A 19,096-nucleotide genomic window follows, 5' to 3' on the forward strand; every position below is an offset into this window, starting at 1 on the left:
AAATTATCCAGCGCCTGATTCACCGCAAATCCCCTAGGGAGTGAGGGACGGATATATATGCTCTCGCCAGAGACGGACCCAAGATACCGTTCGAATTAACTATATAAGTGAGTGTGGAGGGCTGGAGCACGATCTACATCACGGGCAAAAAGCCTAATGAGCTCACGACTCGAGTCCCTCCCTCGAAAGTCGAGATACAAAGAGCTGCAGCAGGTTGCGATCTTTTGACTTTTCGAGCGTCCACAAAAAAGCCCCTGAATCTTGCGATTCAGGGGCTTTGCTATTTGGCTCCACAACCTGGACTCGAACCAGGGACCCAATGATTAACAGTCATTTGCTCTACCAACTGAGCTATTGCGGAATTGGTGCGTATGTTACTGATTCAAAAAGAGAAGTCAAGCACGGGATATAAAATTTCTGGTTTGAGCAGGACGGACGGTGCTTTGTCAGCGATTAGCGATTACCAGAACCGCCTCACAGGTCTACCATGGCTGCCCGGAAGTGGTCACACGCGCTGCCGGCCATTCGCCAAAAGGTACGCGCCATGATTCAAACCGTTCTGATTTCTCTTTCACGCGAGGTGTTCGTATGAGCGTCACGCAGATCAGCCTGCCCAAAGGCGTCGGCCCGCACGCCGAAAAACTCTTCGACGCGATTACCCAGGCCAGCACCGCTGAAGAGTTGAACCGCGCCGGCGGCAAGGCCGAAGGGTTCGTGCTCGGTCTGGAAAGCACCAAGGCGATCAAAAGCCAGATCGCCGAATCGCTCTACGTCGCGTATGACGATGCGGCCAGTCAGCGTGCGACGGAACTGGCTTAACCGCCGAAAGTGATCGTGCCGAGCATCAGTTTGGCGTAAGCGGCGGTGGCGGCCAGTTGCACCAGCCACAGGGCCAGGCCGCCGAGGAAGACGCCCGCTGCGACTTGCAGCACCAGGCTTTTGTCGCGTTTGGCCGTGGTGCGGGGGATGAAGTCATCCAGGTCGTCTCGGTCAGCGCGCAGGTTGTCGTTTTTCATAGGTGTTCTCGCAGAACTCTGAGGTGTACACAAAACCTGTGGGAGCGGGCTTGCTCGCGAAGGCGTCGGCCCAGCCAGTATTTTTGTCGCCTGATGCACCGCTTTCGCGAGCAAGCCCGCTCCCACAATGGAATCTGTGTGCAGTCTAGAGGGTTCGGATAGTTTTCCGGGACAAATAAAAAAACGGGAAGCCCCAAGGCTTCCCGTTTTTCATGGCAAAGCGAAATCAGATGACCTGAACGATCGCATCCGTGACCGCTTTGATGTTGCTCTGGTTCAGTGCCGCGACGCAGATCCGGCCGGTGTCCAGGGCGTAGATGCCGAACTCGTTGCGCAGGCGATGCACTTGCTCAGTGGTCAGGCCGGAGTAGGAGAACATGCCGCGCTGACGGCCGACGAAGCTGAAGTCACGCTGCGGGGCTTTTTCGGCCAGCAGGGCGACCATCTGCTCGCGCATGCCGCGAATGCGCAGGCGCATTTCTGCCAGTTCCGCTTCCCACTGGGCGCGCAGTTCCGGGCTGTTCAACACAGCGGCGACGATGCTTGCACCGTGGGTCGGCGGGTTGGAGTAGTTGGTGCGGATCACACGCTTGACCTGCGACAGCACGCGCGCGCTTTCTTCTTTCGATTCGCTGACGATCGACAGGGCGCCAACGCGCTCGCCGTACAGCGAGAACGACTTGGAGAACGAGCTCGAAACGAAGAAGGTCAGGCCCGATTCAGCGAACAGACGCACAGCCGCGGCGTCTTCGTCGATGCCGTCGCCGAAACCCTGGTAAGCCATGTCGAGGAACGGTACGTGACCTTTGGCCTTGACCACGTCCAGCACGTTTTTCCAGTCGGCCGGGGTCAGATCGACGCCGGTCGGGTTGTGGCAGCAGGCGTGCAGCACAACGATCGAGCCGTTCGGCAGGGCGTTGAGGTCGTCGAGCATGCCGGCACGGTTCACGTCGTGGGTGGCAGCGTCGTAGTAACGGTAGTTCTGCACCGGGAAACCAGCGGTTTCGAACAGCGCGCGGTGGTTTTCCCAGCTCGGGTCGCTGATCGCCACGACGGCGTTCGGCAGCAGTTGCTTGAGGAAGTCGGCACCGATTTTCAGCGCGCCGGTACCGCCGACGGCCTGAGTGGTGACGATGCGACCGGCAGCGATCAGCGGCGAGTCGTTACCGAACAGCAGCTTTTGCACGGCCTGGTCGTAGGCCGCGATGCCGTCGATCGGCAGGTAGCCACGGGAGGCGTGCTGAGCAGCGCGAATGGTTTCGGCTTCGATCACCGCGCGCAGCAGGGGAATTCGCCCCTCTTCGTTGCAGTAAACACCTACACCCAGGTTGACCTTGGTGGTCCGGGTATCGGCGTTGAATGCTTCGTTGAGGCCCAGGATTGGATCGCGGGGTGCCATTTCGACAGCGGAGAACAGGCTCATTATTACGGCGGCTCTGAATGGAGAGTGGAGGGACGTGTCGCGCTCCAGCCGAATGCACTAGAGCGGTGCACAAACGGGGAGCTAGTATAGAGGCCATCACTGAGCAATGGCGACAGGCGATTCAGCTTTTCCGGCAAGTTTTTCCGATTATTTCTTGACCGTTAGTCGATTGACTCTGTCAGAGACTTTACCGGATGTAGGACGTTTGCCTTGAAAGGCGAGGCAATCGGCTCCACATTGAGCACAATCTTCGTTTTTCCTTGGGCGACAACGGTCGTTTGCGGTCATCCCCGCGGCTCGGCTGTTTTCTGCGCGAGCCGCGATCCCAGAGGTGTGTATGTCCGAATTCCAGCTAGTCACCCGCTTCGAGCCCGCCGGCGATCAGCCTGAAGCCATCCGCCAATTGGTCGAGGGCATCGAGGCTGGGCTGGCGCACCAGACGCTGCTCGGTGTGACCGGCTCGGGCAAGACCTTCAGCATCGCCAATGTCATCTCGCAGGTACAGCGCCCGACGCTGGTGCTGGCGCCGAACAAGACCCTCGCCGCGCAGCTGTATGGTGAGTTCAAGGCGTTCTTCCCGAACAACGCGGTCGAGTATTTCGTTTCCTACTACGACTACTACCAGCCCGAAGCCTATGTGCCGTCGTCCGACACCTTCATCGAGAAGGACGCGTCGATCAACGACCACATCGAGCAGATGCGTTTGTCCGCAACCAAGGCGTTGCTCGAACGCAAGGACGCGATCATCGTCACCACGGTGTCGTGCATCTACGGTCTCGGTAGCCCGGAAACCTATCTGAAGATGGTGCTGCACGTCGATCGCGGCGACAAACTCGATCAGCGTGCCTTGCTGCGGCGTCTGGCTGACCTGCAATACACCCGCAACGACATGGATTTTGCCCGGGCGACTTTCCGCGTGCGCGGCGACGTGATCGACATCTATCCGGCGGAGTCCGATCTGGAAGCGATCCGCATCGAACTGTTCGATGACGAGGTCGAGAGCATTTCCGCGTTCGACCCGCTGACCGGCGAAGTCATCCGCAAGATGCCGCGCTTCACCTTCTACCCGAAGAGTCACTACGTGACGCCGCGCGAGACCCTGCTCGACGCCATCGAACACATCAAAGTCGAGTTGCAGGAACGCCTCGAATACCTGCGCAGCAACAACAAACTGGTCGAGGCCCAGCGCCTCGAACAGCGCACCCGTTTCGACTTGGAAATGATCCTCGAACTGGGTTACTGCAACGGCATCGAAAACTACTCGCGCTACCTGTCCGGACGTCCGGCCGGTGCCGCGCCGCCGACGCTGTATGACTATCTGCCGGCCGACGCCTTGCTGGTGATCGACGAGTCTCACGTCAGCGTGCCGCAAGTCGGCGCGATGTATAAGGGCGACCGTTCGCGTAAAGAAACCCTGGTGGAATACGGCTTCCGCTTGCCGTCGGCGCTGGACAACCGGCCGATGCGTTTTGACGAGTGGGAAGGGGTGAGCCCGCAGACCATTTTCGTCTCGGCGACGCCGGGCAACTACGAGGCCGAGCATGCCGGGCGCGTGGTCGAGCAAGTGGTGCGTCCGACCGGTCTGGTCGACCCGCAGGTTGAAGTGCGTCCGGCGCTGACTCAGGTTGATGACTTGCTCTCGGAAATCACCAAACGCGTGGCGGTCGAGGAGCGGGTGCTGGTCACCACGCTGACCAAACGCATGGCCGAAGACCTCACCGATTACCTCGCCGACCACGGCGTGCGCGTGCGTTATCTGCACTCGGACATCGACACCGTCGAGCGGGTCGAGATTATCCGCGACCTGCGTCTGGGCACCTTCGACGTACTGGTGGGGATCAACCTGCTGCGCGAGGGTCTGGACATGCCGGAGGTGTCGCTGGTGGCGATTCTCGATGCGGACAAGGAGGGCTTCTTGCGATCCGAGCGCTCGCTGATCCAGACCATCGGCCGGGCCGCGCGTAACCTCAATGGCCGGGCGATTCTCTACGCTGATCGCATCACTGGCTCGATGGAGCGGGCGATTGGCGAGACCGAGCGTCGTCGCGACAAGCAGATCGCCTTCAACCTGGAAAACGGCATCACCCCGAAGGGTGTGTTCAAGGACGTCGCCGACATCATGGAAGGCGCCACCGTGCCCGGTTCGCGCAGCAAGAAGCGCAAGGGCATGGCCAAGGCTGCCGAAGAAAACGCCAAGTACGAAGCCGAACTGCGCTCACCGAGCGAAATCACCAAACGTATTCGCGCGCTGGAAGAGAAGATGTACCAGTTGGCGCGGGATCTGGAGTTCGAAGCGGCGGCGCAGATGCGCGATGAGATTGCCAAGTTGCGCGAGCGGCTTTTGGCTGTTTGATCTTCATCGCCTGACCGGGCCTTTTCGCGAGCAAGCCCGCTCCCACAGGGATTGATGGTGTACACAAAATGTGTGATCACCAAAGAAGCCTGTGAGGGCTGACTTGGCCCCATCACTGGCAAGCCAGCTCCCACAAGGATTGATGGTGTACACGAAATGTGTGAGCACCAAAGAAACTTGTGGGAGCGGGCTTGCTCGCGAAGAGGCCAGTGCAGACACCACAAAAATCAGTGAGCTTCCCCAGCCTTCAACCCCGCCGGTAATTTCCTGGTCAACAAGATCGCCAACATGCTGACCCCCAGTGCAATCCCGACAAAGTGAAACGCATCGTTGTAGGCCATGATCAGCGCCTGCTGATGCACGATCTCACTCAACTTGCCGAGCGCCGCCGTGTCACTGCCAAAGCGGTCGGTCATTGATGCCAGTCGCTCGGCCACTTGCGGATTGGTCGGCACCACCGCTTCACGCAAATAATCGAAGTAGGTCTTGGTGCGCGCATCCAATAGCGTGGCGAGCAGGGCAATGCCGATCGCACCGCCGAGGTTGCGCAGGATGTTGAACAGACTCGATGCCGACCCCGCGTCCTGCGGCAGGATGTACGCCGTAGCGATCAGCGAAATGGTCACCATGATCAGCGGCTGACCCAGCGCGCGGATGATCTGGATCTGATTGAACTGCGGCCCGGCGAAGTCCGGGTTGAGCACCCCCGACGAAAAACTCGCCAGCCCGAACAACCCGAAGCCCAGGGTGCACAGCCACTTCGGCGAAACGAACTTCATCAGCTTCGGCACCAGCGGAATCAGGAACAGCTGCGGCACGCCCATCCACATGATCACTTCGCCGATCTGCAGAGCGTTGTAGTTCTGGATCTGCGCCAGGTACAGCGGCAGCAGATAAATCGAGCCATACAAGCCGACGCCCATGCCGAGGCTGGAAATGCTCGACAGGCCGAAGTTGCGATTGCGCAGAATGCCGAGGTTGATCAGCGGATTGGGTTTGGAAATCTGCACGATGACGAAGGTGATCAGGCTCAGCAGGGCAATGCTGCCCAGGGTCACGATCAGGTTCGATTCGAGCCAGTCCTTGCGGTGGCCTTCTTCGAGAAAGACTTGCAGGCAGCCGAGGCCGACACCTAGCGTGAGAATCCCGGTGTAGTCAGTGCTTTTCAGCAGTTCCCAGTGCGCTTCCTTTTTTTCCAGCCCGTACATCAGCCCGGCGATCATGATCAGCCCCGGCGGGATGTTGATGTAGAAGATGTATTCCCAGCCCCAGTTCTCCGTGAGCCAGCCGCCGAGGGTCGGGCCGATGGACGGGGCGAAGGTCGCGGTCATGGCGAACATCGCCATGCCCTTGGCGCGATGGTGTTCGGGGAGTTTGATCAGGGTCAGGGTGAACGCCAGCGGGATAAGCGCGCCGCCGGTGAAACCCTGCATGGCGCGAAAGACGATCATGCTCTCCAGGCTCCAGGCCATCGAGCACAGCAGCGATGACACCAGAAAGCCCAGCGACACCCACACCGCCAGGCGTCGCGCGGAGAGCAACTGCACCAGCCACGCGGTCAGCGGGATCATGATGATTTCCGCGACCAGGTACGAGGTAGAAATCCACGAGCCTTCTTCCAGCGTCGCCGACAGCGCGCCCTGAATGTCCTTGAGCGAAGAGTTGGTGATCTGGATGTCGAGCACTGCCATGAACGCGCCGAGCATCACGCTCATCACCGCGATCCAGTCCCGCCGGGTCGGTTCGCCGACCGGGCGGATCAGCGAATCACCGGCCATTGTCTGGGGCGTCTTTGATGTTCACGGTGGCGGTGACCGACATGCCCGGGCGGATCTTGCCATGCAGCGGGTTATCGGCCTTGAAGGTGAGTTTTACCGGAATCCGCTGCACGACTTTGGTGAAGTTGCCGGTGGCGTTGTCTGGAGGCAACAGGCTGAACTGCGCACCCGAGGCGGCGAACAGGCTGTCGACTCGCGCTTCGATCGGCGTGTCGCTGTAAGCGTCGAAGGTCAGCTCGGCTTTTTGTCCGGGGAGCATGCGGCCGATCTGTGTTTCCTTGAAGTTGGCCTGCACCCAGATGTCTTCGTCCGGGACGATCGACAGCAGATAGGCGCCTGCCTGTACTACTTGGCCATTGCGTGCGGCGCGCTGGCCGACCATGCCGCTGATCGGCGCGTGGATTTCGCTGCGGGTCAGGTTGAGTTCGGCTTGCGCCAGATCGGCGCGGGCGTTGGCAATCTGTGCGTCGAGGCGTTTGATCTCGGCCGTCAGTGCATTGACTTGCTGGCGCTGGCTCTGCGCATCGGCCTGGGCCTTGGCCACTTGCGAGCGGGCGATATGGGCGTCAGCGGAGAGGGTGGTCACTCGTTCTTCGGAAACGTAGCCGGGTTTGCGCAGGGTTTCAGCACGCGATAAATCCATCTGCGAGCGGCCAAGCGTGGCCTGGGTGGTCGCCACTTGCGCGTCACTGGCGGCGATCAGGCTCGATTGTTGAGTCAATTTGCTTTGTGCCTGTAAGCGCTCGGCTTCGCGAGTGGCGAGGGCGGCATTGGCGCGATCGACGGCCAGGCGGAAATCAGCGGGTTCAAGGCGCACCAGCAACTGGTCCTTTTCCACGTGCTGGTTGTCCTGCACCAGCACTTCGTCGATGCGCGCGCTCAACTGGCTGGAGACGCGGGTGATCTCGCCCTGGACATAGGCGTTATCGGTGCTTTCATAAAACCGGCCCTTGAAAAACCAATGGGCGAAGAAGCCCCCGGCAATCAACAGCACCAGGAGCAGGAAAATAAACAGGCGACGCTTGAGTTGGGCAGGCATGGGCAAACTGTAGTCGAGTAATTGTAAGGAAAGTTATCTGCGGCTGAATCTGGCATACCGCCGATAAACGGTAAATGCCAATGGCTGATATTCGGGCCGTCACCACGGTCTATGGGCGTTCCAGCCGCAAACTTGGCTTAAATGCCCTGCCCGCTGGAGCGGGGCGGGTGTCGCCTGTTACCATTCGCCGCTTGATTGTTTTGCTTTTCATTCTTTTCGAGACATGCCATGACCACCGTCCGCACTCGCATCGCGCCATCGCCTACCGGGGACCCCCACGTAGGTACCGCTTACATCGCATTGTTCAACTACTGCTTTGCCAAGCAGCATGGCGGTGAGTTCATCCTGCGCATTGAAGACACCGATCAGTTGCGTTCGACCCGCGAGTCCGAACAGCAGATCTTCGACGCCCTGCGCTGGCTGGGCATCGACTGGAGCGAAGGCCCGGACGTTGGCGGCCCGCACGGTCCGTACCGCCAAAGTGAGCGTGGCGATATCTATCAGAAGTATTGCCAGCAACTGGTCGACATGGGCCATGCGTTCCCATGCTTCTGCACCGCAGAAGAACTGGACCAGATGCGCGCCGAACAAATGGCGCGCGGCGAGACCCCGCGCTACGACGGCCGCGCGCTGCTGCTGTCGAAGGAAGAAGTCGCCGCCCGTCTGGCCGCCGGCGAACCGCACGTGATCCGCATGAAAGTGCCGACCGAAGGCGTCTGCGTGGTGCCGGACATGCTGCGTGGCGATGTCGAGATCCCGTGGGATCGCATGGACATGCAAGTGCTGATGAAGACCGACGGCTTGCCGACGTACTTCCTCGCCAACGTGGTCGACGACCACCTGATGGGCATCACCCACGTGCTGCGCGGCGAAGAATGGCTGCCATCGGCGCCGAAACTGATTCTGCTGTACGAATACTTCGGCTGGGAGCAGCCGGAGCTGTGCTACATGCCGCTGCTGCGTAACCCGGACAAGAGCAAGCTGTCCAAGCGCAAGAACCCGACCTCGGTGACGTTCTACGAGCGCATGGGCTTCATGCCGGAGGCGATGCTCAACTACCTCGGTCGCATGGGCTGGTCGATGCCCGACGAGCGCGAGAAGTTCTCGCTGCAGGAAATGGTCGACAACTTCGACCTCAAGCGTGTGTCCCTCGGCGGGCCGATCTTCGACATCGAGAAACTGTCGTGGCTCAACGGCCAGTGGCTGCGTGACCTGCCGGTGGAAGAGTTCGCCGCACGCGTGCAGAAGTGGGCGTTCAATTCCGAGTACATGATGAAGATCGCACCGCTGGTTCAGGGGCGCGTGGAAACCTTCAGCCAGGTTGCACCGCTGGGTGGCTTCTTCTTTGCCGGTGGCGTGAACCCGGATGCCAAGCTGTTCGAATCGAAAAAGCTTTCCGGTGATCAGGTGCGTCAGTTGATGCAATTGATCCTGTGGAAGCTGGAAAGCCTGCGTCAGTGGGAGAAGGACAGCATCACTGCGACGATTCAGGCGGTGGTCGAGTCCCTTGAACTGAAGCTGCGCGATGCGATGCCATTGATGTTTGCCGCGATTACCGGGCAGGCCAGTTCGGTGTCGGTGCTCGATGCGATGGAAATCCTCGGCCCGGATCTGACCCGTTTCCGTCTGCGCCAGGCGATTGACCTGCTGGGTGGCGTGTCGAAGAAAGAAAACAAAGAGTGGGAAAAGCTACTGGGCGCGATTGCTTAAGCACGTCTGACTCTGCGGTAACCGCCGAAGGCCGGGATCGTTTGATTCCGGCCTTCGGCGTTTTTCCCCCGGATTTTCGGGGGGAGGGCGGTAAGTGATTGTTATGCCGACAAAAAATTTTGAAATTTTTCAAAAATAAGTTTGACAGGCTTTCGATACGCCCTTAAGATTCGCCCCGTCCTCAGCGATGACATCAACGATGAGGGGCTATAGCTCAGCTGGGAGAGCGCTTGCATGGCATGCAAGAGGTCGACGGTTCGATCCCGTCTAGCTCCACCAATTTACACTTCGAAGCCTGGCCACACCGGCTCCGAAGCGATCAACACTCAGCGTTGATCAGTTGTATAGAAGGGTTTGCGTCCCCTTCGTCTAGTGGCCTAGGACACCGCCCTTTCACGGCGGTAACAGGGGTTCGAGTCCCCTAGGGGACGCCAGTTTTACAGAAGCGATGTTGCAAGATGTCGCTCCGCCGCGAGGCGAAAAATCCGGGGCTATAGCTCAGCTGGGAGAGCGCCTGCATGGCATGCAGGAGGTCAGCGGTTCGATCCCGCTTAGCTCCACCAATTTACAGTTCAAGGTCTGGCCACACCGACCTTGAATCAGATCAGATCTCAGCACTGATCAGCTGTATAGAAGGGTTTGTGTCCCCTTCGTCTAGTGGCCTAGGACACCGCCCTTTCACGGCGGTAACAGGGGTTCGAGTCCCCTAGGGGACGCCACGATTACCCGCTCTGCGGGATTTATAAGGGTCATTCAATTATTGAATGGCCCTTTTGTTTGTCTGGCGTTTGGCCAACTCTCCTTTTTCCTTACACTGTGCTTCAGACCAGCGGTCATATCCTCGACTTGCGGAATATTATTATGCGAATAATATTCTAGTCGTAATATTCGGAGGCAACGATGAACGATAAAAAAGCTCAAACCCGCGAACGCATCCTCAAGGCGGCCAGCGCCGCACTGATGCAGCGTGGCCCGGCGGATCCCAGCGTGGGCGAAGTGATGGGCGCCGCCGGCCTGACCGTCGGTGGTTTCTACGCGCACTTCGAAAGCAAGGACGCGATGATGCTCGAGGCGTTCAAGCAACTGCTCAGCCGTCGACGCGACCTGATTGCCGACATGGATTCCGAGCTGACCGGCGAAGAGCGTCGCGCCTTGGTCGCTGCGTTCTACCTGTCGCGCAAGCATCGCGATTCCAGCGATGCCGCGTGCCCGATTCCGGCTTCCATCGGCGAACTGGGGCGTCTGCCGGAATCCTTCCGCATCGCACTGAACGAGCACCTGGAACTGATGATTGCGCAGTTGGCGTCCAGCCCCGAGGACACCGACAAGGCGTTGGCTGATGTGGCGTTGATGGTGGGTGGTCTGGCGCTGGCACGTGCGCTGGGCCCGGGCGATTTATCCGATCGATTGCTGCGCGCTGCCAAGTCGGCGGTGCGTTGACCTGAAGGCAACGCGCCTGAGGAGAAAGCGATGAACACGTTGAAGTGGGTTCGTGGCGTTAATGGCACCTTGGGCTGGATTGCACCGCAACGAGTAGCAAGCAAAATGCGTCAGGCGTTCATGACGCCGCGCACGTTGCCACTGCGCGATTGGGAGCTGCCGCTGCTGGCGAGTGCCGAACGCATCACGCTGCGCTTCGGCCTGTCGGCGCTGCGTTGGGGGCAGGGGCCGGCGGTGCTGTTGATGCACGGTTGGGAAGGGCGGCCCACCCAGTTTGCGGCATTGATCACGGCGCTGGTTGAGGCCGGTTACACCGTCGTTGCCCTCGATGGCCCGGCCCATGGTCGCTCACCGGGGCGTGAAGCCAACGTCGTACTGTTCGCCCGCGCCATGCTCGAAGCGGCCGCCGAACTGCCACCGTTGCAAGCCGTCATCGGCCACTCCATGGGCGGCGCCAGTGCCATGCTCGCGGTGCAACTGGGCCTGCGCACCGAAACCCTGGTCAGCATCGCAGCCCCCGCACGGATCCTCGGCGTGCTGCGCGGTTTTGCCCGCTATGTCGGCATGCCACCGCGGGCCCGATCGGCGTTCATCCGCCAGGTCGAGCAGGACGTTGGCATGCGCGCCGCGACCCTTGATGTCGCGCACTATCAACTGGATATGCCGGGCCTGATCGTGCATGCCGAGGACGACACCTTTGTCTCGGTCAAGGAATCGCAATTGATCCACGAATCCTGGTTCGACAGTCGCCTGCTGCGCCTGGAAAGCGGCGGCCACCAGCGGGTGCTGGCCGACCCTCGGGTGGTTGATGGTGTGTTATCACTGTTGGCGGGGCGCAGCCTTCAAGCGCGGCAATCGGCCTGACATCCGTTACACTGCCCCGGTTGAATCATCTGACCGGGAGTGGGGCATGGGCTGGGATCGGGCAACGCCGTTCACCATTGATCTGCAAGTAGGCGCCGAGGACATCGACGGGCTGGGCCACGCGAACAACGCGGTGTACGTGACCTGGCTCGAACGCTGCGCCTGGCGCCACTCGCAGCGTCTGGGGCTGGACCTGGTCGAGTACCGGCGCCTGGATCGGGCGATGGCCGTGGTGCGTCACGAAATCGATTACCTGGCGGCTGCCTACGAAGGCGACGAGCTGCAACTGGCGACCTGGATCGTCGATTGGGATCAGCGCCTGAAAATGACCCGGCACTTCCAGCTGATCCGCCCCAGCGACAACGCCACCCTGCTGCGTGCCCAGACCACATTCGTCTGCATCGAACTGTCCAGCGGCAAGCCCAAGCGCATGCCGGCGGAGTTCATCGAGGGTTATGGCCCGGCGATCCAAAATCCAGAAACAGCCCAAATCTAAACTGTAGGAGTGAGCCTGCTCGCGATAGCGGAGTGTCAGTCGGCATTCCTCTATCTGACCCACCGCTATCGCGAGCAGGCTCACTCCTACAAGGGATCTGCGGTTTCTTGCGATATCCAGTAAACTGCCGCACGTTTTTTCTTCATGAGTAGTGTTTTCCCCATGCAAATTGCCCTGGCGCCCATGGAGGGGTTGGTCGACGACATCCTGCGCGACGTGCTGACCCGCGTTGGCGGCATCGACTGGTGCGTGACCGAATTCATTCGGATCAACGATCAGTTGCTCACCCCGGCCTACTTCCACAAGTTCGGCCCGGAGCTGCTCAACGGCGCCCGCACCCGTTCCGGTGTGCCGTTGCGCGTGCAATTGTTGGGCTCCGATCCGGTGTGCCTGGCGGAAAACGCGGCGCTGGCCTGCGAGCTCGGCTCGGAAGTGATCGACCTGAACTTCGGCTGCCCGGCCAAGACTGTCAACAAATCCCGGGGCGGGGCAGTGCTGCTCAAGGAGCCAGAACTGCTCAACAGCATCGTCGAACACGTGCGTCGCGCCGTGCCGGCGCACATCCCGGTCACCGCGAAAATGCGCCTGGGTTTCGACAGCCCGGACGGCTCGCTGGTCTGCGCCACGGCGCTGGCCGAGGGCGGCGCCGAGCACATCGTGGTGCATGCCCGGACCAAGGTTGATGGCTACAAGCCGCCGGCGCATTGGGAGTGGATTCCGCGGGTGCAGGACGTGGTCAAGGTGCCGGTGTTCGCCAACGGTGATATCTGGAGCGTCGAGGACTGGCGTCGTTGCCGCGAGATCAGCGGCGTCGAAGACATCATGCTCGGACGCGGTCTGGTATCGCGCCCGGATCTGGCCCGGCAGATCGCTGCCGCGCGCGCCGGTGAAGAAGTGGTCGAGATGACCTGGGCCGAGCTGCTGCCGCTGATTCAGGATTTCTGGCTGCAAGCCAAGGCGCAGATGACTGCACGCCAATCGCCGGGTCGCTTGAAGCAATGGCTGGCGATGCTGACGCGCAATTATCCCGAGGCGACGGAGCTGTTTACCGTGCTGCGCCGCGAGACAGAGCCGGACCAGGTCTCGCGCTTGCTCGGTTTGCCGGTCGCCGCCGCAGCCTGAAAAAAATCTGCAAATAATCTCTTGAAAACATTTTGGCGGTCCCTATCTAAGGGTTACGCGATGCCGAATTCGGGTCGCGGAGTCAAAAAACCTTGCTGATTGTTTTCAGGAGATTTGAACCATGAGTACTGCATTTTCCCTGGCACCACTGTTCCGTTCCTCGGTGGGTTTCGACCGTTTCAATGACCTGTTCGAAACCGCGCTACGCAACGAGCCAGGCAGCACCTACCCACCCTACAACGTGGAAAAACACGGTGACGATCAATACCGCATCGTCGTAGCGGCAGCCGGTTTCCAGGAAGAAGACCTGGAGCTGCAAGTCGAGAAGGGTGTGCTGACCATCAGTGGTGGCAAGCGTGATGCCAACGAAGGCGTGACCTTCCTGCATCAAGGCATTGCCCAGCGTGCTTTCAAGCTGTCCTTCCGCCTGGCCGATCACATCGAGATCAAGGCCGCCGATCTGAGCAACGGTCTGTTGAGCATCGACCTGTTGCGGGTGATCCCGGAAGAAGCGAAAGCCAAGCGCATCCCGATCAACGGAGCGCAGAAGCCGGTTCTGCAGCACTGATTCACGTGCAGATACAAAATGCCTGAACAGGCGCTGAGCCGCTGAATGAAGGCCCCGATCCGTCGGGGCCTTTTTTGTGGGCGCAAGAAAAGCGCTGTTCGACTTTGCCCCTGACAGCGGTTTCTCTACAATTCGCCGCAGTTTTGCCGGCCCCACTCCTTGGCGGTCGGCCTGGAGCCTTTTTTCATGGACGAGATTCAACAGCGCTGGCTGTGCGCCCTTTCTGCACCAATGGCTGCGCTCAATACCGGCGCCGGGTACGACGACCCCGCGTTCTGCGACGACCACTACATTGATCTGAAAGACAGCTGGGGAATCGATGATCGGCGGCAATTGTTCGACATGCTCGAATGGATGACCGATGACGGCCATGCCAAGCACCTCAGCGGTGCCTATCTGGCTTGGCAGCGTTGTCTGCCGAGTCAATGGCAGGCGTTGCTCGAAGAATTGAGCCCCCGCGAGCGTGTCCTGCATGAATTCGCCAGCCGTACGTTCGGCAGTTGCGGCCCCGGGGGGATTTTGTCTTGGGATTACGGGCGGATGGGGTTTCTCCTGCGGTGTGCGGTACGCAATCAGTGGATCGATTTGGTCGAGAGCAACTGGCTGCACAGTCGCTTGGCCATCAGGGCGCAATTTCACTACGGCAGCTGGATGGCTTATTTCAATGGTTTTGTGGTGGGTCGGACCTTTTGGAGCTGCCTGAGCACCAGCGATGACGAGCTGGCTTGCGAGCTGGACCGACAGGGCAACAGCGCCCACAACCTGCGGATTACTCGTGGCCTTGCGCAGAACATTCCGCACTTTCTGGCTGATTTGCCTTGGCACATGGAAATTGAGCTGCCGCCACGGCCGGCATCGCTCAAGGAGTTCGACTGGTCATGAGTTGCTGGATCCGACTGGGCATCGAGCCTACTACTGACGAAAACCTGATTCGCAATGCCTACCGCGCACGCCTGCCGGCGCATCATCCAGAGACCGATCCGGAGGGCTTTCAGGCGTTGCGCATGGCTTACGAAAACGCGATGCGTCTTGCGCGTGAGGAAGAGGAGGACGAGTCCGAAGAGGCAGAGCAGGAGATCGTCGCGATCCCTCAGGTGTTCGTGAATTTCTGCGAGCTGCTTGATGATCCCGCGCGGCGGTTCAATTTCGCGGCATGGCAGGCATTTGTTCAGGCACTGGATGAATTGTCACTGGATGAGCTTGATGAGCTCAGTTGGGGGCTCTACCACCGGATGGCGGGTGCCGGTCCGTTGTCCTACCGTTGCGCGAACCTGTTGGCCAGGCGAATGGCCTGGGATCAACAGTTGCTCGATCTGGAGTTCGACGATGCACACCGGGTGGAAGCCTTTCTGCAGCGAATCGAAACGCCCGACCCATTCAACACGGATCTGATGAGCGCTTGGTCAGAGTCTGCGCAGACTGAATCGCTGTGGTACGCCCGTAGTCTCGACTTCATCTTCTCTCAGCGCCCCCTCCATGAGTTCGCCGACTTCGCCAGTCAGCACACGTGCCTGCCGTTGCCGGATGACGCTGTGTTCATCAAGCGCTTGCTGGTGCAGTTCACTCAAGCGGGAATCGGTGCGTCGACATTTTTGCAGTGCTGTGTCGAGCAGCAACTTGCAGCTCCGGATGATGTGGACTGGCTGTACTTGCTGGCGTGTCAGAACAGCTTGTTGGGCCGGGACGATCATGCATTGCCTTGCTGGATCCGGCTGTGGAGCGAACATCGTCATCCGATGGCTGAAAGCCGTCTGCTGGAGCTATGTGCCAAGCGACAGCCGACCTTTCTACCGCTGCTGATTCAGGCATTCGATCGTCTGCAGGACTGCGCTGACTGGTCAGAGGATCTCGGGGATGAGTGCCAGGTCTATGGCAGTCCGTCACAGCGCCCGGAGACGCTGAATCGTTGGCTGGATGTCGGGCAATTGCAGCTTGATAGTCTGGCGCAGAGCTTTGTCGACTGGCGCATGACGGGCGATGAACTCCCATTGTTAGCACAGCTGTTGGGCGAAAATGCCGACAGCCGATTGCTGCAGCTGTACCGCCAGGCCTGGGCGTTGCATCGGGGGGATTCGGCGTTGCTGCAGCAGATTCTGGATGCGCCGCTGCCGGTCGATGCGCTCGAAAGCCTGGTGATGGGCGGTTTCAAATATCAGGCCGGGCAGCATCTGCGCTGGTTGAGCAGTGCCCCGATTGCGCAGGCGATGGACGCTTTCTGCGAGGCGGACGCGATTTCGCGGAGCTTGCCCGAGGTGCTGACAAAAGGCGAAACGCACAAGGTCTGTCGTTTGTGGCTGCGACGCTTGCGGCCCTACAGCGCCGCTGCGCTGGAGCGAATGGCCGAAGCGTTCAGCCTGAGCGCCGTCAAGGACGACTGCGACTTGTCCGAACTCGATCTGCTGCTGCAGTTGAGCCTTCGCGGTATTGAATTGCCGCCGGTTGGCTTGGGGCAGGCCACATGGGAATGGAATGCCCAGACCCTGTTTTTACTGGCGTTGCTGGAGCAGCCCGGGCGTTGGCTGCAGTTGATTGATGCACAGTGCCTGGAGCGCCTGGCATTCAATCCTGCTCATCCTTTGGCTCGGTTGCAGCCACTGTTGCAGCGCTTGCGGCGTGAGCAAGGCAGTTGCGACGGTTTACTGGGATGGCTGCAAGGCGATGATCCGGTTCATGGTTTGTTGGTGCAGCAATTGTTCAGCGTGCAACAGGCTCTCGACAGCGCCAGACTGCCTGCCAATACCTTGCTTTACACCTGCGTCGAAAGCGACCGGGAAGCCTGCGGTGACGATCTGCTGGGTTTGTTGATGTTCTGGGGCGTGCTCTATCACGACCCGAGCCTGGGCGCCGAACAGCATCGTGCCTTGTTGCAGTCGATCGCGGCGGTCAGTTGTGAGGATGACTGGTTCGAAGGTTTTCGCGACGGCTTGATCAAGGGCGAGCCGGTGTGGCCGCCGCGCAAGGTGTTGACGGATTTTGGTGTCGACAAACTGCTGGCGTATGAGGCACTGGACGCACTCAAGTCCCTGATTCGTTATGGCGCTGCCGGTGTGCCGAAAACGCGCGTACTGCGCCAATTGCAGCAGGGCAAGGATGACGTGCAGAACAGTATCGGGTTACGGCTGGCATTGTGTGCCTTGCTGTCCTGGTCGGAACGGTTACTGCTGGCCAACAGTGATATTCAGCCGGTACCGGCGGGTGCGATCTGGCGCCTGGGGTCTCGGCTGGGGCGCAAGGCTTTTATCGTTCAGGTTCTGGGGGTTGTGGTGATTACACCGGTGGCAGGTCTGATCAGTGGCACCACGGCCTCTGGCATTCTCATCCTGTTACTCGGTGTCCTGCTGCTGCTCGGCGCCATTCTGCGCCGGTTGCACGACATGGGCCGGGGCATACCCACGTTGCTGATATTCATGGCGCTGTCACCGGTCCTGCCATTTTTGCCATTGGTGCTGTTCGGTTTTCCGGGAGATAAATTACCCAACCGCTACGGCGTACCGCCGGACAGCGGTGGTAGCGACATGCTTTCCGGCGGCCTGCAGGCTGCTTTGCGTCGGCTCAACGGCTAAAGGCGCAGTTGATCCAGCGCCTTGTTGAGCTCCGAGCGGTGGCTGGCAATCTCTGACGGTTGCTGGCCGCCGAGTACCGTAGTGAAACTGTGCAGCCATTCGGCAATGCGTTCGCGTTGTGTGCCGAGGCTCTGCATCCACGCTCGTTCCAGGCGGGCCAGCAATGTGCGGTTGGGTAATGCATCACGTGGATGGACCTTCAGTGTGGACAGGCGGTTGTGGCTTTCCCTTCGCGCCTGTTCATCCAGCCCCGTGGGGCTGCGGTCAATACTGTGGCTGTGGCGATCACCGGTTTCGAGCAGCGTGACGTCGACTTCGAGCAGCCCGTTGATGTCGTAACTGAAGCGCACATCCAGTTCCTGAATGTGATCGCAGGGCGTCAAGTCGACATCGAAAGCGTCAATCAGGATGTTGTCACGTACCCACGGCCGTTCGCCCTGATAGACCGCAATGCGGATCTGTGCCTGACCGGGATGGGTGGTGTGATAGCGCTCCACCCGTGACGTCGGGATGATGGTGTTACGTTCGATGATCGGCGAAAAGGCACCGTCGATACCGTTGCCGCGCATGGTCGCAATACCCAGCGTGTAAGGGCAGACATCGGTCAGGATCAACTCTTCCACCGCACCATCACGCGCCTTGCACGCAGCTTGCGTGGCCGCGCCGAGTGCAACGATGGTGTCCGGGTCGAGATGCCGATACGGCAAGCGTCCGAACAGTGTGGCGACCATCTGCTGCACCGCCGGCATCCGCGTGGCGCCACCGACCAGCACCAGGCTGTCGAGATCCCTAGGCTTCAGGCGTGCATCGCGCAGAGCCTGTTCGATCGGTGCGCGCAATCGTGCGAGCAATGGCTCCCAGATCTTCACGGCGGCGGCTTCGTCCAGCGACCATTCAAATGGCCGGTCGACATGCTGCCAGCGCAATGACTGAGTGCCTTCGCCGAGTTTGCACTTGAGCTGCTCCAGCGCGTCGCCAAGGCTGGCCATGCCTTGAGCATCGATCGTTGACGGGGTCAGTTGCCAGTTTTTCAGGCAGGCTTGCAACAGCGCAGCGGTGAAGTCCTCGCCACCAAGAAAGTTGTCGCCGGTGGAGGCATGCACTTCGATCAGCGGCAGTGCGTACTCCAGCACCGTGACGTCGAACGTGCCGCCACCCAGATCGAAGATCAATGTGCGCTCGAACTTTTGCTCGTGCAGCCCATAGGCCATCGCGGCAGCGGTCGGTTCATTGATCAGGCGCGTGACGGTGAGGCCGGCCAGTTCAGCGGCGAACAGGGTGCGCTTGCGTTGCTCGTCACTGAAATACGCTGGCACCGAAATCACTGCTTCAGAGACCGGGTAGCCGAGAAATGCTTCGGCGTCCTGTTTGAGCGAGCCGAGCACCAGCGCCGACAATTCTTCCGGGCTGAAGTGGCGATTCCCGAGTTCGATTCGCTTGTCGCTGCCCATGAAGCGCTTGAAGGCAGCGGCTGTGCGATCGGGATGCGTGGTCAGGCGAGCGCGAGCGGCTTTGCCGACCAGAATCGTGTCATCTTCATCGAGGCTGACCACTGACGGGGTGAGTACCTCGCCGAGGGCGTTGGGGATCAATCGGGCCTGACCGTCCTGCCAGACGGCGATCAGGCTGTTGGTGGTGCCAAGGTCAATGCCCAGCAGGGCTGGGCGGGGAAGGGTTGCATCCTGCATGATCGATCTCGAAACAGCGCAAAAAACGCGACCCTA

General features: G+C 60.1%; 15 protein-coding genes and 5 tRNA genes. 14 read left to right on the forward strand and 6 right to left on the reverse strand.

Going from position 1 to position 19,096, the window contains the following annotated elements; translation table 11 throughout:
- Nucleotides 1-285: 285 nt before the first annotated feature.
- Nucleotides 286-361 (reverse strand) — tRNA-Asn (locus tag KCG87_RS23520).
- Between the two features lie 227 nt (nucleotides 362-588).
- On the opposite strand from KCG87_RS23520, the gene KCG87_RS23525 reads away from it, so the two are divergent.
- The gene (locus tag KCG87_RS23525; protein ID WP_003226459.1) at nucleotides 589-819 is read left to right on the forward strand and encodes a hypothetical protein; all 231 of its coding nucleotides are present in this window, start codon (nucleotides 589-591) and stop codon (nucleotides 817-819) included.
- On the opposite strand, the gene KCG87_RS23530 is transcribed toward KCG87_RS23525, so the two are convergent.
- Nucleotides 816-1,016: a hypothetical protein gene (locus KCG87_RS23530; RefSeq protein WP_003226457.1), complete on the reverse strand. Its 201-nt coding sequence runs from the start codon at nucleotides 1,014-1,016 to the stop codon at nucleotides 816-818. The two genes, KCG87_RS23525 and KCG87_RS23530, sit on opposite strands and share 4 nt — an antisense overlap.
- A 226-nt stretch (nucleotides 1,017-1,242) precedes the next feature.
- Nucleotides 1,243-2,439: an amino acid aminotransferase gene (locus KCG87_RS23535; RefSeq protein WP_027611521.1), complete on the reverse strand. Its 1,197-nt coding sequence runs from the start codon at nucleotides 2,437-2,439 to the stop codon at nucleotides 1,243-1,245.
- Between the two features lie 337 nt (nucleotides 2,440-2,776).
- Between KCG87_RS23535 and uvrB the strand changes: the two genes are divergently transcribed.
- The gene (uvrB, locus tag KCG87_RS23540; protein WP_007969222.1) at nucleotides 2,777-4,792 is read left to right on the forward strand and encodes an excinuclease ABC subunit UvrB; all 2,016 of its coding nucleotides are present in this window, start codon (nucleotides 2,777-2,779) and stop codon (nucleotides 4,790-4,792) included.
- 227 nt (nucleotides 4,793-5,019) lie between these two features.
- On the opposite strand, the gene KCG87_RS23545 is transcribed toward uvrB, so the two are convergent.
- Nucleotides 5,020-6,510, reverse strand: a complete 1,491-nt coding sequence (locus tag KCG87_RS23545; protein ID WP_210559006.1) for an MDR family MFS transporter — start codon at nucleotides 6,508-6,510, stop codon at nucleotides 5,020-5,022.
- A gap of 49 nt (nucleotides 6,511-6,559) precedes the next feature.
- Entirely contained in the window at nucleotides 6,560-7,609 is a 1,050-nt protein-coding gene (locus KCG87_RS23550; protein ID WP_210558999.1) for an HlyD family secretion protein, read from the reverse strand.
- A gap of 228 nt (nucleotides 7,610-7,837) precedes the next feature.
- Here KCG87_RS23550 and gltX point away from each other — a divergent pair, with 228 nt between their 5' ends.
- The 12 genes from gltX (at nucleotide 7,838) to KCG87_RS23610 (ending at nucleotide 17,372) form a co-directional block, all read left to right on the forward strand.
- Nucleotides 7,838-9,319, forward strand: coding sequence for a glutamate--tRNA ligase (gene gltX, locus KCG87_RS23555; RefSeq protein ID WP_003226448.1), 1,482 nt, complete (start codon nucleotides 7,838-7,840; stop codon nucleotides 9,317-9,319).
- 203 nt (nucleotides 9,320-9,522) lie between these two features.
- Nucleotides 9,523-9,598 (forward strand) — tRNA-Ala (locus KCG87_RS23560).
- A 79-nt stretch (nucleotides 9,599-9,677) separates the two neighbouring features.
- Nucleotides 9,678-9,753 (forward strand) — tRNA-Glu (locus tag KCG87_RS23565).
- A 53-nt stretch (nucleotides 9,754-9,806) separates the two neighbouring features.
- A tRNA-Ala gene (locus KCG87_RS23570) sits at nucleotides 9,807-9,882 on the forward strand.
- Nucleotides 9,883-9,962: 80 nt separating this feature from the next.
- Nucleotides 9,963-10,038: transfer RNA gene (locus KCG87_RS23575), tRNA-Glu, on the forward strand.
- A gap of 181 nt (nucleotides 10,039-10,219) precedes the next feature.
- Nucleotides 10,220-10,759, forward strand: a complete 540-nt coding sequence (locus KCG87_RS23580; protein WP_007969225.1) for a TetR/AcrR family transcriptional regulator — start codon at nucleotides 10,220-10,222, stop codon at nucleotides 10,757-10,759.
- Between the two features lie 30 nt (nucleotides 10,760-10,789).
- Complete coding sequence (locus KCG87_RS23585) at nucleotides 10,790-11,623, forward strand: alpha/beta fold hydrolase (protein ID WP_096796149.1); 834 nt, start codon at nucleotides 10,790-10,792, stop codon at nucleotides 11,621-11,623.
- Nucleotides 11,624-11,669: 46 nt separating this feature from the next.
- Nucleotides 11,670-12,119: a thioesterase family protein gene (locus tag KCG87_RS23590; RefSeq protein WP_098964657.1), complete on the forward strand. Its 450-nt coding sequence runs from the start codon at nucleotides 11,670-11,672 to the stop codon at nucleotides 12,117-12,119.
- A gap of 162 nt (nucleotides 12,120-12,281) precedes the next feature.
- On the forward strand, nucleotides 12,282-13,241 hold the full coding sequence (locus KCG87_RS23595; RefSeq protein WP_096796151.1) for a tRNA-dihydrouridine synthase: 960 nt from the start codon (nucleotides 12,282-12,284) through the stop codon (nucleotides 13,239-13,241).
- Nucleotides 13,242-13,362: 121 nt separating this feature from the next.
- The gene (locus tag KCG87_RS23600; protein ID WP_108183245.1) at nucleotides 13,363-13,809 is read left to right on the forward strand and encodes an Hsp20 family protein; all 447 of its coding nucleotides are present in this window, start codon (nucleotides 13,363-13,365) and stop codon (nucleotides 13,807-13,809) included.
- 186 nt (nucleotides 13,810-13,995) lie between these two features.
- Nucleotides 13,996-14,691, forward strand: a complete 696-nt coding sequence (locus KCG87_RS23605) for a DUF1266 domain-containing protein (RefSeq protein ID WP_135296212.1) — start codon at nucleotides 13,996-13,998, stop codon at nucleotides 14,689-14,691.
- Entirely contained in the window at nucleotides 14,688-17,372 is a 2,685-nt protein-coding gene (locus KCG87_RS23610) for a DUF805 domain-containing protein (RefSeq protein ID WP_210558998.1), read from the forward strand. The genes KCG87_RS23605 and KCG87_RS23610 overlap by 4 nt, the downstream gene beginning before the upstream one ends.
- On the opposite strand, the gene KCG87_RS23615 is transcribed toward KCG87_RS23610, so the two are convergent.
- Nucleotides 17,369-19,060 (reverse strand): molecular chaperone HscC, encoded by a 1,692-nt coding sequence (locus tag KCG87_RS23615; RefSeq protein WP_210558997.1) that lies wholly within the window; start codon nucleotides 19,058-19,060, stop codon nucleotides 17,369-17,371. The two genes, KCG87_RS23610 and KCG87_RS23615, sit on opposite strands and share 4 nt — an antisense overlap.
- Nucleotides 19,061-19,096: the final 36 nt, after the last annotated feature.

The sequence above is a fragment of the Pseudomonas sp. MWU347 genome (genome assembly GCF_017947305.1).
Lineage (GTDB): Bacteria > Pseudomonadota > Gammaproteobacteria > Pseudomonadales > Pseudomonadaceae > Aquipseudomonas > Aquipseudomonas putida_A.

Excerpts from the sequence above, each read along its gene's own strand:
- KCG87_RS23525 (WP_003226459.1), top strand. The coding sequence starts at position 589 with ATGAGCGTCACGCAGATCAGCCTGCCCAAAGGCGTCGGCCCGCACGCC.
- KCG87_RS23530 (WP_003226457.1), bottom strand. The coding sequence starts at position 1,016 with ATGAAAAACGACAACCTGCGCGCTGACCGAGACGACCTGGATGACTTC.
- KCG87_RS23535 (WP_027611521.1), bottom strand. The coding sequence starts at position 2,439 with ATGAGCCTGTTCTCCGCTGTCGAAATGGCACCCCGCGATCCAATCCTG.
- uvrB (WP_007969222.1), top strand. The coding sequence starts at position 2,777 with ATGTCCGAATTCCAGCTAGTCACCCGCTTCGAGCCCGCCGGCGATCAG.
- KCG87_RS23550 (WP_210558999.1), bottom strand. The coding sequence starts at position 7,609 with ATGCCTGCCCAACTCAAGCGTCGCCTGTTTATTTTCCTGCTCCTGGTG.
- gltX (WP_003226448.1), top strand. The coding sequence starts at position 7,838 with ATGACCACCGTCCGCACTCGCATCGCGCCATCGCCTACCGGGGACCCC.
- KCG87_RS23580 (WP_007969225.1), top strand. The coding sequence starts at position 10,220 with ATGAACGATAAAAAAGCTCAAACCCGCGAACGCATCCTCAAGGCGGCC.
- KCG87_RS23585 (WP_096796149.1), top strand. The coding sequence starts at position 10,790 with ATGAACACGTTGAAGTGGGTTCGTGGCGTTAATGGCACCTTGGGCTGG.
- KCG87_RS23590 (WP_098964657.1), top strand. The coding sequence starts at position 11,670 with ATGGGCTGGGATCGGGCAACGCCGTTCACCATTGATCTGCAAGTAGGC.
- KCG87_RS23595 (WP_096796151.1), top strand. The coding sequence starts at position 12,282 with ATGCAAATTGCCCTGGCGCCCATGGAGGGGTTGGTCGACGACATCCTG.
- KCG87_RS23600 (WP_108183245.1), top strand. The coding sequence starts at position 13,363 with ATGAGTACTGCATTTTCCCTGGCACCACTGTTCCGTTCCTCGGTGGGT.
- KCG87_RS23605 (WP_135296212.1), top strand. The coding sequence starts at position 13,996 with ATGGACGAGATTCAACAGCGCTGGCTGTGCGCCCTTTCTGCACCAATG.
- KCG87_RS23610 (WP_210558998.1), top strand. The coding sequence starts at position 14,688 with ATGAGTTGCTGGATCCGACTGGGCATCGAGCCTACTACTGACGAAAAC.
- KCG87_RS23615 (WP_210558997.1), bottom strand. The coding sequence starts at position 19,060 with ATGCAGGATGCAACCCTTCCCCGCCCAGCCCTGCTGGGCATTGACCTT.